At 61.5% G+C, this 15,708-nt stretch carries 17 protein-coding genes; 6 read left to right on the top strand and 11 right to left on the bottom strand.

Features of this window, described 5'->3' with window-relative positions:
- Positions 1-59: 59 nt before the first annotated feature.
- The 4 genes from VR71_RS09925 to VR71_RS09910 all read left to right on the top strand — a co-directional run bounded on the left by VR71_RS09925 (position 60) and on the right by VR71_RS09910 (position 2,942).
- A complete protein-coding gene (locus VR71_RS09925; protein ID WP_009819296.1) occupies positions 60-872 on the top strand; it encodes a cysteine hydrolase in 813 nt (270 codons plus the stop codon).
- A gap of 137 nt (positions 873-1,009) precedes the next feature.
- Entirely contained in the window at positions 1,010-1,885 is an 876-nt protein-coding gene (locus VR71_RS09920; RefSeq protein ID WP_045683449.1) for an S-methyl-5'-thioadenosine phosphorylase, read from the top strand.
- 76 nt (positions 1,886-1,961) lie between these two features.
- Positions 1,962-2,342, top strand: a complete 381-nt coding sequence (locus VR71_RS09915; RefSeq protein WP_009819298.1) for a hypothetical protein — start codon at positions 1,962-1,964, stop codon at positions 2,340-2,342.
- A gap of 60 nt (positions 2,343-2,402) precedes the next feature.
- On the top strand, positions 2,403-2,942 hold the full coding sequence (locus VR71_RS09910) for an adenine phosphoribosyltransferase (RefSeq protein WP_009819299.1): 540 nt from the start codon (positions 2,403-2,405) through the stop codon (positions 2,940-2,942).
- A gap of 66 nt (positions 2,943-3,008) precedes the next feature.
- Here VR71_RS09910 and VR71_RS09905 read toward each other — a convergent pair whose 3' ends face one another.
- The 7 genes from VR71_RS09905 to ruvC form a co-directional block, all read right to left on the bottom strand.
- Positions 3,009-4,031 (bottom strand): transporter substrate-binding domain-containing protein, encoded by a 1,023-nt coding sequence (locus tag VR71_RS09905; protein ID WP_045683448.1) that lies wholly within the window; start codon positions 4,029-4,031, stop codon positions 3,009-3,011.
- A 3-nt stretch (positions 4,032-4,034) separates the two neighbouring features.
- Positions 4,035-5,120 carry a transporter substrate-binding domain-containing protein gene (locus VR71_RS09900; protein WP_045683446.1) on the bottom strand — a complete coding sequence of 362 codons (1,086 nt, stop codon included), beginning with the start codon at positions 5,118-5,120 and terminating at the stop codon, positions 4,035-4,037.
- An 86-nt stretch (positions 5,121-5,206) separates the two neighbouring features.
- Positions 5,207-5,878: a hypothetical protein gene (locus VR71_RS09895; protein WP_296430154.1), complete on the bottom strand. Its 672-nt coding sequence runs from the start codon at positions 5,876-5,878 to the stop codon at positions 5,207-5,209.
- A 184-nt stretch (positions 5,879-6,062) separates the two neighbouring features.
- Positions 6,063-6,851, bottom strand: a complete 789-nt coding sequence (locus VR71_RS24835; protein ID WP_296430152.1) for a hypothetical protein — start codon at positions 6,849-6,851, stop codon at positions 6,063-6,065.
- A 162-nt stretch (positions 6,852-7,013) separates the two neighbouring features.
- Positions 7,014-8,048, bottom strand: a complete 1,035-nt coding sequence (gene ruvB / locus VR71_RS09885; protein ID WP_009819305.1) for a Holliday junction branch migration DNA helicase RuvB — start codon at positions 8,046-8,048, stop codon at positions 7,014-7,016.
- A 3-nt stretch (positions 8,049-8,051) separates the two neighbouring features.
- On the bottom strand, positions 8,052-8,711 hold the full coding sequence (gene ruvA, locus VR71_RS09880; protein WP_009819306.1) for a Holliday junction branch migration protein RuvA: 660 nt from the start codon (positions 8,709-8,711) through the stop codon (positions 8,052-8,054).
- Positions 8,708-9,214: a crossover junction endodeoxyribonuclease RuvC gene (gene ruvC / locus VR71_RS09875; RefSeq protein WP_045683439.1), complete on the bottom strand. Its 507-nt coding sequence runs from the start codon at positions 9,212-9,214 to the stop codon at positions 8,708-8,710. Before ruvC ends, ruvA begins: the two co-directional genes overlap by 4 nt.
- 309 nt (positions 9,215-9,523) lie before the next feature.
- On the opposite strand from ruvC, the gene VR71_RS09870 reads away from it, so the two are divergent.
- The gene (locus VR71_RS09870) at positions 9,524-9,721 is read left to right on the top strand and encodes a DUF1127 domain-containing protein (protein WP_045683437.1); all 198 of its coding nucleotides are present in this window, start codon (positions 9,524-9,526) and stop codon (positions 9,719-9,721) included.
- Between the two features lie 93 nt (positions 9,722-9,814).
- Here VR71_RS09870 and VR71_RS09865 read toward each other — a convergent pair whose 3' ends face one another.
- The 4 genes from VR71_RS09865 to VR71_RS09850 all read right to left on the bottom strand — a co-directional run bounded on the left by VR71_RS09865 (position 9,815) and on the right by VR71_RS09850 (position 14,704).
- Positions 9,815-10,159 carry a hypothetical protein gene (locus tag VR71_RS09865; RefSeq protein WP_009819309.1) on the bottom strand — a complete coding sequence of 115 codons (345 nt, stop codon included), beginning with the start codon at positions 10,157-10,159 and terminating at the stop codon, positions 9,815-9,817.
- A gap of 109 nt (positions 10,160-10,268) precedes the next feature.
- Complete coding sequence (locus tag VR71_RS09860) at positions 10,269-11,141, bottom strand: 50S ribosomal protein L11 methyltransferase (protein WP_009819310.1); 873 nt, start codon at positions 11,139-11,141, stop codon at positions 10,269-10,271.
- 26 nt (positions 11,142-11,167) lie between these two features.
- Complete coding sequence (locus tag VR71_RS09855) at positions 11,168-12,400, bottom strand: MFS transporter (protein ID WP_040650744.1); 1,233 nt, start codon at positions 12,398-12,400, stop codon at positions 11,168-11,170.
- A gap of 102 nt (positions 12,401-12,502) precedes the next feature.
- Positions 12,503-14,704, bottom strand: coding sequence for a primosomal protein N' (locus VR71_RS09850; RefSeq protein WP_296430149.1), 2,202 nt, complete (start codon positions 14,702-14,704; stop codon positions 12,503-12,505).
- A 94-nt stretch (positions 14,705-14,798) separates the two neighbouring features.
- Between VR71_RS09850 and fsa the strand changes: the two genes are divergently transcribed.
- Complete coding sequence (gene fsa / locus VR71_RS09845) at positions 14,799-15,452, top strand: fructose-6-phosphate aldolase (protein WP_045683435.1); 654 nt, start codon at positions 14,799-14,801, stop codon at positions 15,450-15,452.
- The last annotated feature ends 256 nt before the right edge of the window (positions 15,453-15,708 follow it).

The raw sequence follows: 15,708 nt of genomic DNA, 5'->3' as shown, positions 1-15,708 counted from the left end.
CAAAGGCACATTAGCCCTGTCACAGTCAAGGCACTCACACATCACTCAGGAGAGAGACCATGTGCAATTGCCCCGATCACAACCACGATAAGACCCTCACCCGCCGTCAGGCGCTGACCGGCACTGTGGCCCTTGCCGCCGCCGCGACCGGCCTTGCCGCCACCGGCGCACAGGCGCAGGACAATCCCTACGCGGAGCCGGCAGAGCCAGCCCTTCCGCCCAGCGACATGAAAATCGACCTCGCCCGTGTCGCCCTAGTGGTTACCGACCCGCAAAACGATTTTCTCAGCCCCAATGGCGTCACTTGGGGCGTGGTCGGCGCCAGCGTCGAGCGTCACAACACCGTCGCCAATATCGAGAGCCTGTTCAAAGCGGCCAAGGCTGCGGGCATCACGGTCGCCGTGTCGCCGCATTACTACTACCCCACCGATCATGGCTGGAAATTCGAAGGCGCGCTCGAAAAACTGATGCACAAGATCGGCATGTTCGACCGCAAGGACCCACTGTCGCTGGACGGCTTCGAAGGCTCCGGCGCCGATTTCCTCGATCTTTACAAACCCTATATCCATGATGGCAAGACCATTGTCTCGTCGCCGCATAAACTCTACGGGCCCGAGCATAATGACCTAGCCCTGCAACTGCGCAAGCGGGGCATTGATCAGGTGATCCTTGCGGGCATGTCCGCCAATCTCTGCACCGAGAGCCATATGCGTGAATTGCTGGAGCAGGGCTTTGAGGTGGCTGTGATCAAGGACGCTACCGCCGCCGCCATGCTGCCCGAAGGCGATGGCTATCTCGCGGCGCTGATCAACTTCCGCTACATGGCCAACGCCGTCTGGAGCACTGAAGAGGTCGTGGCGATGCTGGGCTGACACCCGTCGCCACTTTGCCTGCCTGCCGGGGATGACAGGCAAGCCGCCCGCGTGGATCACGGACCGCGCGGGCATTTTCATTTGCCGCGAACCGTCGTAACCATGAGCGCAAGGGGCATCAGACAGGACAGCAGCATATGACGCAGACCATGATCGGGGTGATCGGCGGTTCCGGGCTTTATGAGATTGACGGGCTGCAAGAGGCCGAATGGCGCTCGGTTGAGACTCCATGGGGCGCGCCCTCGGATGCAATCCTGACTGGCACGCTCGACGGGGTGCCGATGGCCTTTCTCCCCCGCCACGGGCGCGGCCATGTGCATAGCCCCTCTTCCGTCCCCTACCGCGCCAATATCGACGCGCTCAAGCGTCTGGGCGTCACGGATGTCATCAGCGTCTCGGCCTGCGGTTCCTTCCGCGAGGATCTGGCACCGGGCGACTTTCTGATCGTGGATCAATACATCGACCGCACGTTTGCACGCGAGAAATCCTTCTTCGGTCCCGGCTGCGTGGCCCATGTCAGCGTGGCGCATCCCACATGTCCGCGCCTGTCGGACGCCTGTGAGGCGGCAGCAGAGGATGCAGGCATCACCGTGCATCGCGGCGGCACCTATCTTGCCATGGAAGGCCCGCAATTCTCGACGCTGGCCGAGTCGAAACTCTACCGCACTGTCTGGGGCTGCGACGTCATCGGCATGACCGGCATGCCCGAGGCCAAGCTCGCCCGCGAGGCGGAACTCTGCTACGCCTCCGTCGCCATGATCACCGACTATGATAGCTGGCATCCGGATCACGGCGCGGTCGATATCACCGCCATCATTGCCACCCTCACCGGCAATGCCGACAAGGGCCGCAACATGGTGCGCCGCCTGCCCGCGCTGCTCGGCCCCGACCGCGCGCCTTGCCCGCATGGCTGTGACCGGGCACTCGATTTTGCCCTGATCACCGCCCCCGAGAAACGCGACCCTACGCTTATGGCGCGGCTCGATGCGGTGGCGGGGCGGGTGCTGGGCTGATCGCACCTGCTCAACTCTTCGCGCGTGGGCTGTCACACCACTGGACGCCCGCGCGCGCCATGCCCACAACAGGGGCATGGCACATCTCATCGACAAACTCACCGATCAAAACTGGCGCTATGCCATGGGCCGCCGGTTTGAGGCGCTCACCGATGAGATATTTCAGGTCATCCGCTGGGTTCTGGTGGTGGGCTTTGCCAGCTATCTGGCGCGCACCAATGATCAGCCCATCCTCACCGTCACCTATTGGTGTCTCTCGGCGCTGCTCTTTGGCTATATCGCCTCGCGCTTTCTTTTGCGGCCTGAAATCGCCTTTCTCGGCAATCCGGAGGGGCGGCTTGCTCAGCTGGCCCAATCGGCCCTCAATTTCCTCCTTTGCATCGTGGTCTTTGGCCTTACCCTCTGGGCCATCAGCACCCTGACCGAGGTCATCGCCCTCTATCGCACCACGCACTGAGCGCTTGCGCCCACGCGCGCCCTGAGCCACAACCCTGCCGCAGCCAGCCGGAGCCACGCCATGCCGCCCATCAAAGCCGTCCGCGACTATATCCGCACCATCGTCGATTTCCCGCATGAGGGTATTCTCTTTCGCGATGTGACCACGCTCTTTGCCGATCCGCGCGGGTTTCGCATGGCCATCGACCAGATGCTGCACCCCTACGCAGGCCAGCCCATCGACAAGGTGGCAGGGCTCGAGGCGCGCGGCTTCATCCTTGGCGGTGCCATCGCGCATCAGCTCTCGGTGGGCTTTGTGCCGATCCGCAAAAAGGGCAAGCTGCCCGGCGCGGTGATCTCGGAAGACTATCAGCTCGAGTATGGCGAGGCCGTTGTCGAAATCCACGATGACGCCATCCAACCCGGCGAGCGGGTGCTACTGGTCGACGACCTCTTGGCCACCGGCGGCACGGCGGCGGCCGGTATTCGCCTGATTGAGCGGCTGGGCGGGATCATCACCGGCTGCGCTTTCGTGGTCGATCTGCCTGACCTGGGCGGCCACAAACGCCTGACCGACATGGGCATGGAGGTCCACACGCTCTGCGCCTTCGAGGGGCTCTGAGAGCAGCTTTCATCGTTCTTCAAATACTCACAATGCCCCGCCAGCCACGGGGCATACCACCTCGGCCTATTTCAACGCGTCCCAGAACAGCGCCAGATGCCGCTGGACAATCTCGCCATAGCGCCCGCTCTCGCTCAGCTTGGCGAGTCCGGCATTGAGCCGGTAGAGATGCGTGGTGCCGCGCCAATGGGTCTTGGAAATCACCGCATAGAGCGCCTCACGCGAGAGCGGCTGATCGACCGGCACCACCTGTCCGCGCAGGCCCATGGCCACGATCTTGGCCGCGCCCTCAAAGACGTCAAGGCTCACCGCATCGACCGCCCCCGCCATCAAGAGGGCAAAGCATTCCTCGGGGCTGCCGGGCTGGGTCAGGCTGATCTTGCCCTCCGCCAGCCAGCGCCGGTCGGCCCGGTCGAGATCATGGATAAAGCGACCCGCCGGACGGCAGAGCCGCGTGCCCAGAATATCGGCATCCTGTGAATAGGCAAATTCACGGTCGGCCCGCCGGAACAGCATCACCGGCAGGTCCATCACGGGGTCAGAAAAATGAAACTCTGTGCAGAGCGTCACCTCTGGTGTCATGGCGCAATCGGGCTTGATCCAGGGAAAGCCCATATCATAGCGCGTCTGCCCCAAAAGCGGCTCCAGAGACTGGCTGCGCTCTGCCTCCCACACGATTTCATAGGACACGGGCGAGGGGCTCAGCTCCAGCGCCGCATTGACCAATTCCGTGACCATGCCCCCACCCGGCCAGTCCTGATCAACAAAGGGCGCATCCCCTCCGGCGGTGAGCAAGGTCAATTCCGCGCCGCGCTGCAAGAGCGGCGTGGCACCGGGATCAGGACTCTGCGCCGGACAGGGAATATAGACCTCGCTCCCCGCCACGAGGATCTGCGCCTGACCCGCGACAGCGGCGCCATTGGCGTAATAGATCAGCGTCCACTGATCGGCATCCTCGTAATGCACGGTGGCAATTGAGGTTAGCGTATCGCCGGGTTGCACGCGATATGTCACGTCACAGAGCGCCTGCGCGCCACCCGGCAGTATCAGGCCAAACGCCAGAGCCCAGCCTGCGAACCAGCCCCGCATCCCTCAGAGCCCCGCCCAGACGCGGGTCATATGGGCATCAATGATCTGTTGATAGGTGCCGTTGGCCCGGATTTCTTCCAGACCTCTGTTGAACATGGCAAGCAGCGCTTGGCCATCCGGGTGCGACTTATGCACGACCATATGGGCACCATCAACCGAGATCGGCTGACCATCGGCCACCATGACGCGGTCCTCCAGCCCCAGATCCTTGACCTTGCGCCGACCCTGAAACTCGTTGAGGACCACACCGTCAACCGTGCCCTCCACCAGCATGCTCAGGCAGGCCTCCGCCGTTGCCGGCGTCTTGAGCGTGATCACTCCCGCCTCTAACCAGTTGCGGCCCTGCTGTTCGAAGAGGGCAGTATCAAGGCCCGCAGGCTGACAGAGCGTCTTGCCCTGAAGATCCGCCGCTGAGTGAAAGGAGATGGGGCGCGTTCTGTCCACAAAGAGCAGGATCAGCACCTCGAACATCGGGGCAGAGAACAGCAGGTTGACACAGCCGTAAACCTCTGGGGCCGTGGTGCAATCCGGCTTGGGCCAGGGAAAACCAATATCAAGGAGCCGATTGGACAGGAGCGGGTCCTGATGCGCGGACCAGTCATCTATCCAGTGGATGGCAAAGCCCTGCGCAGGGTTTGCCGCCCCCATCGCCGCGCGCACGACCTCAGTCAGCATACCGCCTTCGGGCAGGGACTTGTCGGCAAAGGGCCACAGATCGCTGCCAGTGAGAATAGTGATCCTGTCCTGCCCGGGCGCCATGTCGCCGGCGACCGCCCGAGCCGCGGAGGTTGCTTTTTCGGGCTTTACCGTCACGGAGGTCGCTGCGTCCAATCCGACGGGCAGACCATTGATACAACGCAGGTGCAATCGCATCCCGGCCCGGACCGTGTTGGGGTCACTGCCGATCTGATCCAGATTGGACGATTGGATCACCGTCCACTTGCCCGCATCCTGATAGTAGCGCTCGGCGATCATCGACAGGGTTTCGCCGGTCTGGACCACATAGCTGCCCCCGCAGCCCTGCGCCTCGGCCTGCCCACCCAAGGCTGCGGCGACCAGCAACACACCCCCACAAATAGCGCTTCTCATACAAACTTCCCCAGATAATGGGGGTACTAAGGCTATTCTGGCAGATTCGGTCAAGACGTTTCCACTGGGCTGCCGCCTTTGCAGGCTCAGTGCGCCCCGGCCTGACCGATCCGCGCTGCCAGCCGCAGCGCATGGCTCGCATCCTGACTGACCGGCGGTAAGACCGGGTCATACCCGGCCCGGATCAACGCCCCGATCTCGGGCCGCAGCACAACATCGCCCCCCGGCAGCACGGCCAGCGCCGAGCGGTCCTGAAACGCCCGGTCCGACCATAAAACCATGCTCTGCACGATCTGGCTCAGCGCCAATGTTTCAGCGGGCACAGCGCTCAGATGCGCGTCCATCCGCAGGAACACAAAGCAGGCCCGGATCGCCCCCTCCGTATCAAAGCGGAAAATCCGGTATTGATTAGCCTCCGCCGCCTCAAGCTTGGCCACCAGCGGGCCAAGATCGGGGATCAGCCGATCCAGCCCCGGCACCTCGGGCAATTCCTGCCAGTCGCGAAAGAAAAAGAGCATGAGGTTCGCGCCCAGTTCCGGATCGGTCTCGGCCATTTGATGCCCGGACAGCGCCACCACCGCCTCGACCGCGCCCTTGATCACGCTCAAGGTCGCGTCCTCCGTGCCAAACACAACTGGCACGATGGGCCGCCCCCAGCGGGCAAAGAGGAATTCGCCATCCGCGCGGGTAAACAGCGCTGCGATCTCGTCGGGGGTCAGGGTGTCGCTCATGGGCAGGTCTCCGAATTTTGCGCCCATCTATCAACCCGTGCCACTTCTCGTAAACCCGGCTTTTCTTGCCAAAAAATACTCAGATCAAACACCCGCCCCCAGCGCTTCAACCTTCGGATGGATCACTCTGCCTCTTTGGCCCTGTTGCAAGACCTACGGTACAATCACCTCGTCTCCCGTGTAGTCAATGGCCACCAGCCGGACAGCCCTATCATTTCAATTTCTCCTCCGAGAGGGAAATTGCAATTTCTGAAGTTTCTGAAATACGAACTAACCTAGGTGGTTGCGTCCAGACAAAATCATCTGGGAATTCAATCGGCACCTCGTCGATGAACTCCTGAATGATCAACTGTGCGTTCAAGATGAGAATACGCAGGTTCCTCTTGGGGAATGGGCCAATCTCGATGCGAAAATTTCCTGAGCTTGGATACGCCGTAAGCTGACATGTCGGATTGGGAACGGCCTCATGGGTAGAACACTCCACACGGGCAAAAATCTTTTCATCATCCATCAGAAGGTAGTTTCTTGGCAATTTTGCAGAGCCTCGATCATAACCGGAAAAGCAATGTTCAATTTCTTCGGGCACAATACTGGCGGATAAGTACTTTCGGTCCTTGGAAAAGGTAAGGCTTCGCAGCAACACAGCTTGATCCAGTTGCGTGCAGTACGATGTCGCCAGTTCATATTGCGGCAGAATTCTATTCCTTAAAGGAATAGGAAAATCTCCTATAGGAGGGAGTATATTCTGGAGCATTTCCAGATCTGAAATCGGTTGGCCACCAGCGCGAAGAACGTATGCATAGGCGTAATATTTACAGGGAAGGTCTTCATAGTTTTGCATACAATTTTTCAACAGTACCCCTGCAGGACGCTGTATCCGATACTGAAAATCTGATTCCCTTTCCGATACATCTAAGCCTTGGGCAAGCCCCACGTGGGTGTACGAGACAATCATGAAAACCGTTACACTCAAAAAACGCGCAAAGGCCCGCTTAGCCATTTTGATGCGCCTCAATTGACTGCTCGAACGTCGTAAGTCTCTCCACGAAAACCTCGCTCTCACGAAAAAACGGCACCACTTTCACTACCAAAAAACTTCCCCAGACCGCCAATCCTGTCGCGCCTCTATGCTCCGGCCCCATGCCTCCACCCTCCCCGGACATCATTTGCCACTCTCAAACAGATCACTCTGCCCCTTTGGCCCCGGTGCAGCCAGCCCCAGATGCGCCCAGCCGCCCTGCGCTAGCATCCGTCCACGCGGCGTGCGTTGGATCAGGCCTTGTTGCAGGAGAAACGGCTCGATCACCTCTTCCAGCGCATCGCGGCTCTCGGACAATGCGGCTGATAAGGTCTCGATCCCCACCGGCCCGCCCTGATAGGCCTCGGCAATCAGGCGCAGATAGCGCCGGTCGGCGCCGTCAAGCCCCAGATGATCCACCCCCAGCCGCGTCAGCGAACTGTCTGCCAGCGCGCGGCTGATCTTGCCGCCACCCTCGACCACGGCGAAATCCACCACCCGGCGCAGCAAACGCCCGGCAATGCGCGGCGTGCCGCGCGCGCGGCGGGCAATTTCGCGCGCGCCCTCGGTGTCGGTGGGGATGTTCAAGAGCTTTGCGTTGCGCGTCACGATTTCGTGCAACTCGTCAATTTCGTAGAATTGCAGCCGCGTGGGAATGCCAAAGCGGTCGCGCAGGGGCGTGGTCAAAAGACCCAGCCGCGTCGTCGCCCCGACCAGTGTGAAGGGCTGCAATTCGATCCGCACGGTGCGCGCCGCTGGCCCCTCGCCGATCACCAGATCCAGCTCGAAATCCTCCATCGCCGGATATAGGACCTCTTCCACCGCCGGGTTGAGTCGGTGAATTTCGTCGATAAAGAGCACGTCGTTGCGCTCCAGATTGGTCAGGATCGCCGCCAGATCCCCGGCCTTGGCCAGCACCGGGCCAGAGGTCATGCGAAATCCCACCCCCAATTCGCGCGCCATGATCTGTGCCAGCGTCGTCTTGCCCAGACCGGGGGGGCCATGAAACAGCGTGTGATCCATCGCATCGCCGCGCTGCCGGGCGGATTGGATAAAAACTGCCAGATTGGCCCGCGCTTCCTTTTGGCCGATGAACTCTGACAGCGCCTGTGGCCGCAGGCTCCGGTCCTGATCCTCGGGCAAGGCCGCGCCGCGCAATGTCGGGTCTGGTTCGGCCATAAATTACCCCTTCGGTGCCAGCCGCCGCAGGGCGGCGCGGATCAGATCGGCAGTGGCGGCCTCTGGCATCTCACCCGCGACCTGCGCCACAGCGCCCGCCGCCTCGCCGGGGGAATAGCCCAGATTGGTCAGCGCCGACAGCGCCTCGGCCTGCGCGCCGGGATCGGTCGGGGCGTGTACGGGGGCAATCTGTATCGGCCCTGTTTCGATCACTTCGCCCGCGTCCTGCGCGGGGGGCGGGGCGGCCCCCATCGCCATAATCAAGGGCGCCTTGTCCTTCAACTCATTGACCACGCGTTGTGCGGTCTTGGCCCCGATGCCTTTGGCCGCGGTCACCGAATGCCAATCCCCAATCGCAATCGCCCGGCCCACACCCTCGGGCCCCAATGCGCCCAGAATGGCGAGCGAGGCCTTGGCCCCTACCCCCTGAACGCTCATCAACAAGCGGTGCCATTCCTTTTCCACCAGGGTTGGAAAGCCGAAAAGCTGCAAGAGATCCTCGCGCACCAGCAAATCTGTATAGAGCGCCGCCATCCCCCCCACACCCGGCAGGGCCGAGAGCGTCCGCTCAGAGCAATAGACCAGATAGCCCACGCCGCGCACGTCGATCAACACGTGATCGGTGCCGCGATAATCAATCCGCCCAGCGATCCGCCCGATCATGCGCTGGCCCTCTGCACAGCCCGCGCCAGCATGTCGGAGGACCGCGCGTGATGCGCGTGACAGATCGCAATCGCCAGCGCATCCGCCGCATCCGGCCCGGCCAGCAGGACACCGGGCAGTTGCACCTTGACCATATGCGCCACCTGTTCCTTGGCGGCATGGCCCACGCCAACCACTGTTTTCTTGACCGTATTGGGCGAATATTCCCCGACCGTCAGCCCGTATTGCGCGGGCACCAACAGGGCAATGCCCCGCGCCTGACCCAGTTTCAGCGTCCCCGCCCCGTCCTTGTTGACAAAGGTCTGCTCGACGGCCGCCGCCTGCGGATCAAAGCGGTGCAGAATATCGGTGAGTTGTTCATAGAGCGACAAGAGCCGCGCCGCGAGATCCGGGCCGGTGGAATGGCAGATCCCATTGGCCACATGGCTGAGCCTGCTGCCCTCGACCTCAATCACGCCCCAGCCAAGGTTTCGCAACCCGGGATCAATGCCCAATACCCGCATGTCTCTGCCCTGCCTTTTCGCTTTTTTTCAGCATTAGCACGAAACGGGAACAGGCACCAAGCGGAATGCGTGTTCACAAACTGCCCGATTTGGCATCATTGCGTTGCAGAATTGTCGCTACTTGGGACGTAGCGTCATCCAGGGATAATATTAAATCTTTTAAAAACAAGTATCTTACCCGTAGTTATACCCATGCATAAAACGCATAAGAACTATGCAATAAACTCGCCTTGTGAGAACGGAATTGCCGGACTACCTGCCACTCAGAAACAGACATGCTCTGTCCCCTCAATTCACAGGAATAAAATCATGGCCGCTCTTGATAGCACCCGCTCCCACACCACGAACGCCGGCTTCGGCGCAGTCTTTTCCCGCGCATTTTCGGTTCTTGCCGCATGGAACGAGCGTCGCGCCACCCGCGCTGCACTGTCTCGTCTGTCGGACCGCGAGCTTGACGATATCGGTCTGAGCCGTGGCGACATTGACCTGGTTGCGCGTCAGGTCTGACCCTTCGTCGCTCCCCATGAAAAAGCCCGCGCCGGTATCGCCAGCGCGGGCTTTTTACATTTTGGAGCCGACTATAGACCGCTCAGAGCAACCTCAGTGCAGGATCGGACGCAGATAGGACGCGAGTGTCAGGCTCAGCGGATCGGCCCGCATCACAACGGACCCGGCCTGCTCGACAACGCTGCCTTGGGAAAGTTGTGACAGGCGGTCTCCGTAGAGAGGCAGCCCGAGATGCGCGATGATCACGGCCTTAAAGAACATGAACCCGAGAAACATATAGAGCAGACCGCGCAACGGAATGCCGGATCTGCGACGCTTTGGGCGAAAAATTATCAGCCCATCCTTGTCGACCTTGCTGACATAGCCCCGCGCTAATTTTGTCCGTTTGCGGCCAATCGTCTTGAGGCGCGCGTCGAACTCTTGAAATGCGTCACTCATATCGAGACATCCCGTTATCACGACCCCCACCGCGATAAGGAAAAAGGTATGCCCGAAATGTGGCGAAAGCAAGGCAGACCCTCTGGCTAGCCCTAATTCTGACGCATTTTCATTGACTTTTAGATAGGGTCAGCGTGGTCCAGTCACCAATCTCTTCGCGATGCTCGAGACTGTTTCCAATCGCGCAGTAAACGTCGCGAACCTCATCCGCTTGCTCGTTCAAAATACCCGAGAGAATCACCTTGCCCCCGGGCGTCAGCGCCGCCGTGATGCCCGGTGCCAGCTGGATCAGCGGCCCCTTTAGGATATTGGCAAACACCAAATCATAGGGGGCTGCCGCGCTCAGGCGCGGATGCTCCAGCCCCTCGGCCTCGATACACTCGACCCGGCCTTCAAGGGCATTTGCCGTGACATTGGCGTTTGCCACATCAACCGCCACCGCGTCGATGTCGCTGGCCAGCATGACACCGGGCCAGATCCGCGCCGCCGCCATCGCCAGAACCGCCGTGCCGCATCCCAGATCCAGCACAGAGCGCCCGACAAAGCCTTGGCCCGCCAGCCGGTCCAGCGCCTTGAGACAGCCCTGCGTCGTGCCGTGGTGCCCAGTGCCAAAGGCCATCGCCGCCTCGATCAGAAGCGGCTCGCAATCCTCGGGCACCTTGTCGGCATCATGGCTGCCATAGACAAAAAACCGCCCCGCAACGACCGGAGTCAAATCGCGGCGTACCTTGGCCACCCAATCCACCTCTGGCAACTCCGAGATGACAAAGGGCTTGGCCCCATGCACCTTGGCCAAAAGCGCCAGCGCCACCTCATCGGGGGCGGCCTCGAAATAGGCGCCAATCTCCCACAGGCCCGATCCGTCCTCCATCTCGAATGATCCGATGCCGGTCGGTTCCGGCTCCAGATGCTCCAAGGCTTCGGCCAGCGCCTCGGCATTGGCGCGTCCGGGCAGGGTCGTGAGGGCGGTAAAGGTCGGCATGCAGTTTCCTTTTCGGGAGAACGGGATCACTCGGCGGGGGCGGGCATAAACTGCGCAAAGATCGTCTCATTGCCCGGTTCCGGATGGCGCGGGATCAACAGCGCAAGGCCGAATGACACCCCCGCCATGCCCGCCGCCCCGAAAAACACCGCCGCAGGCGACACCAGCCATAAATAGCCCAGCGCCGCAGGCAGAAACACCGCCGCGATATGGTTGATGGTAAAGGCCACGGCCGCGGTCGGGGCAATATCGCCGGGATCGGCAATCTTCTGAAAATAGGTCTTGAGCGCCAGAGCCAGCGAAAACAGGATATGGTCGATCACATAGAGCGTCGCCGCCAGCACCACGCCCCAACCAAAGAAATAGATGCCGCCATAGGCCAGAAACACGATCGCCAGCCCAGCATATTCAAACAGCAACGTGCGCCGCTCGCCGAAATGAAACACGGCCTTGCCCATCAGGGGTGCGAAAATCATGTTCACCACGAGGTTGATGAGAAAGAGCGCCGTCACCTCATGCACGTCAAAGCCGAATTTCTCGACCATCATGAAGCCTGCAAAGACGATGAAAATCTGCCGCCGCGCGCCCGCCATGAATTGCAGCGCATAATAGAGCCAATAGCGCCGCCGCAGTACCATCTTCTTGAGTTGTGGATTGGGGGCCTCGAACCGGGGATAGGCAATCAGGCAGAACACCGCCACCACAGCCGTGAACCCGCCCGAGACGAGATAGACAAAATTGTAACTCAGATCAAAGGCCTGCCATGTCAGCACAATGAGCACATAGGCCACCAGCGTCGCCGCCGATCCCCCCGCCATCAGCCAGCCCAGCATCTGCGGCGCGCGCAACTTATCCAACCATTGCAATTGCAGCGATTGGTTCACCGTCTCGAAATAGTGAAACCCGATGGAACTGAGCATGGTGATCGTGAGAATCCCGCCCAAACTCGGGAAATGCGCGGTAATCGCGGTCGCCACCCCCAACAGCAGCAAAGACACCAGCGCCAGCACCTGCTCATGCATGAAGAGGATCAGCGCAATGACACCAATCGCCAGAAATCCGGGGATTTCCCGCACCGTGTGCAGCCAGCCGATGTCAGAGCCGTTGAACCCCGCCACTTCGATCACAAAATTATTGAGAAGCGCCGACCACGTGGCAAAGGCCACCGGCATCGCGGCAGCCATCAGAAAGAGCAGCGTGACAGGCCTGCGCCAGAATGGCAGCTCTTGCGCTCTGCCCAAGGGAAACTGTGGTCTCATATTTTCCCTTTACGCCCAAGATGCCGCCTTGGCGAGGGGCTGCGCCCATGGCCCAATCGAAATCTTGCAAAGATTTCGACGTACTTTCTTTTCAAGAAAGCCTCAGTAAAAACTCTGCGGATCAATATCAACCGTCAGCCGCATTTGCGCGGGCAACCGCACCTGCGCAATCCACTCAGACACCGCCGCCTGCAATGTCGCGCCCTTGGGGGCCTTGACCAGCAGGCGCACCCGATGCCGCCCCCGGATACGGGCAATCGGTGCCGGTGCCGGGCCAAAGACCTGCGCTCCCACCGCCCGAATGGGTCCGTCGCGCCGCGCCAGCGCCTCGCCCAGATCGAACACCGCCTGCATATCGGGTGACGACAGGATGATCCCCGCCATCCGACCATAGGGCGGCACACCCGCCTGCCTGCGCCCCTCGGCCTCGGCGCGCCAAAACCCCTCTTCATCCCCTGCCAGAATGGCGCGAATGACCGGATGCTCGGGCTGAAACGTCTGCAAGAGCGCCCGCCCCGCCCGCTCGGCGCGTCCCGCACGCCCCGCCACCTGCCGCATCAATTGAAATGTCCGCTCGGCGGCGCGCAGGTCCGAGCCCTGCAAGCCCAGATCGGCATCAATCACCCCCACCAAGGTGAGCAACGGAAAATTATGACCTTTTGCAACAAGTTGCGTGCCGATGATGATGTCAGCCGCGCCTTGGGCAATCTCGACAATCTGCTCTTTCAACGCGCGCGCAGACCCGAACAAGTCCGACGACAGCACCGCAATCCGCGCCTGCGGAAAGAGCGCCGCCGCTTCCTCTGCCAGCCGCTCTACCCCCGGCCCGACCGCCGCCAGCTTGCCCGCCACCCCGCACGATGGGCAGGCCTCGGGCATGGCGGCACTCTCGCCGCATTGATGGCACATCAACCGCTTTTGAAAACGATGCTCGACCATGCGCGCGTCGCAGTGCAGGCATCCGATCTGATACCCACAGGCGCGGCAAATGGTGGTCGGCGCATAGCCGCGCCGGTTGAGAAACAAGAGCGCCTGCTCCCCCGCCGCCACCCGCGCATTGACCGCCGCCTGCAAGGTGGGCGAAATCCAGCGATTCGACGGCAATGTTTCTGCCCGCATGTCGATGGCCGCCAGTTCCGGCATCACTGCCACGCCGAACCGCGCGTTCAGATCGAGCCGCTCGTATTTCCCGGCTTCGGCATTGGCCCAGCTTTCAAGGCTTGGCGTGGCCGAGGCCAGCACCACCCGCGCGCTACACAGGCTCGCACGCAAAACCGCCATATCGCGCGCATGATAGAGCGCGCCATCCTCTTGTTTGTAAGAGCTGTCGTGTTCCTCATCGACCACGATCAACCGCAGATTCTGAAACGGCAGGAACAGCGCAGAGCGCGCCCCCACCACCATCTGTGCGCCCCCCTGCCCGACCATTTTCCAAACCCGCCGCCGCTCGGTCATGGTGACGCCGGAATGCCATTCCGCCGGGCGCGCGCCAAACCGCGCCTCGACCCGCGTCAGAAACTCTGCCGTCAACGCAATCTCGGGCAAGAGCACCAGCGCTTGCCCCCCTTGACGCAATGCCTCGGCCACAGCCTCCAGATACACTTCGGTCTTACCCGATCCGGTCACACCGCGCAGCAGGGTTGTCCCATAGCCCTGCCCGCGCAGCCCCGCGCAGAGCGACCGCGCCGCCGTCGCCTGATCCTCGGTCAGCGCCTTGGCGGGCAGGTCGGGATCAAGTCGGGCAAAGGGCGTATCGCGCGGCGTGTCCTCCTCAAGCACGGCCCCTTGCGCCACCAACCCTTTGACCACCGAGGATGTCACCCCCGCCAGATCGCTCACCTCCTTGAGCGTGAATCCAAGCCCGCCATGATCGCGCAGCACCTCCAGCACCCGCGCGCGGGCATCGGTCAGGCGCGCAGGCTCCATATCCCCCAGCCGGTAAATCTTTTGCATCGAGGGCGGGTCGCTCAGCCCCGGCGCGCGCGTCGCCAGCCGCAGCATCGCGGGCAGCGGTGTCAGCGTATACTCACCGGCACGGCGCAGAAACTCCTGCATCTCGCCCCGCATCGGCGCCACGTCGAGCACGCGGCCGATGCTGCGCGCCTTCTTCAGGTCAAATCCACCCCGGCCCGGCCCCCAGACAACACCCAACACCCGGCGCGGCCCCAGCGGCACCTCGACAAAGGCCCCGGCCATGACCCCACCCTCAGGGGCCAGATAATCCAGCGGGCCGTCCAATGGCTGCGCCGTCAGCACCGCCACCAACTCGCCCTCGTGATAGAAGTCGGGCAAGGCTTGGGTCAACGGGCGGCTCCTGTCGCGTGAGGGGTTTCGGCGGGCGTGCCTATGAGGTAAACGCTTCGGCAAGCAAACCCAACCCGCCACAGAGGGCCACCCCATGAAATTCTTTGTCGATACCGCCGAAACCGATCAGATTGCCGAACTCAATGACCTTGGCATGGTGGACGGCGTCACCACCAACCCGTCGCTCATCCTGAAGTCAGGCCGCGACATTCTCGAAGTGACCAAAGAGATCGCCGAAATGGTCGATGGCCCGGTCAGCGCCGAAGTTGTGGCCCTCACCGCGGACGAGATGATCGCCGAGGGGCGCAAACTCGCCGCCATCGCGGGCAATATCGCCGTCAAGGTGCCGCTCACCTGGGATGGTCTCAAGGCGTGCAAAGTGCTCTCGGGCGAGGGGCACATGGTCAATGTGACGCTCTGCTTCTCGGCCAATCAGGCGCTCTTGGCGGCCAAGGCGGGGGCCACCTTCATCTCCCCTTTCATCGGGCGGCTCGATGACATCAACCTCGACGGGATGGAGCTGATCGCCGATATCCGCACGATCTATGACAATTACGGGTTCGAGACCCAGATCCTCGCGGCCTCGATCCGCACCGTCAACCACGCCTTTCAGGCCGCATATATCGGCGCTGACGTGATGACGGCCCCACCGTCCGTGATCAAGAAAATGGCAGAGCATCCGTTGACCGATCAGGGGCTCAAGACCTTTATGGCCGATTGGGACAAGACTGGTCAGAAGATCCTCTGAGCCTCTTCTCCGGGTCTCACGATTCACATCTTCACCGACTTATAAGGGGCGCTCATGGGCGCCCCTTATGGCTTCTTCAACCAAGTCCAGCGTCTTGTGGTCAGCAGGGTAAAATCAGCCGGTTGTCGGAATCAGATCCGTCCGACGGCTGTGCATCGAGGTCTTGATGAATTCCATCACGGCGCGTTCGCGCAGCATGGCGCGCACATCCCGATGGCATGTCAACCAATAGCTGCGCAGGATGGTGATCTCGTCC

The organism is Roseovarius sp. BRH_c41 (genome assembly GCF_000961715.1).
In the GTDB taxonomy this organism is placed as follows: domain Bacteria; phylum Pseudomonadota; class Alphaproteobacteria; order Rhodobacterales; family Rhodobacteraceae; genus Roseovarius.
The sequence above is the reverse complement of the archived record's forward strand: the minus strand, read 5'-3'. Positions and strand labels throughout refer to the sequence as shown.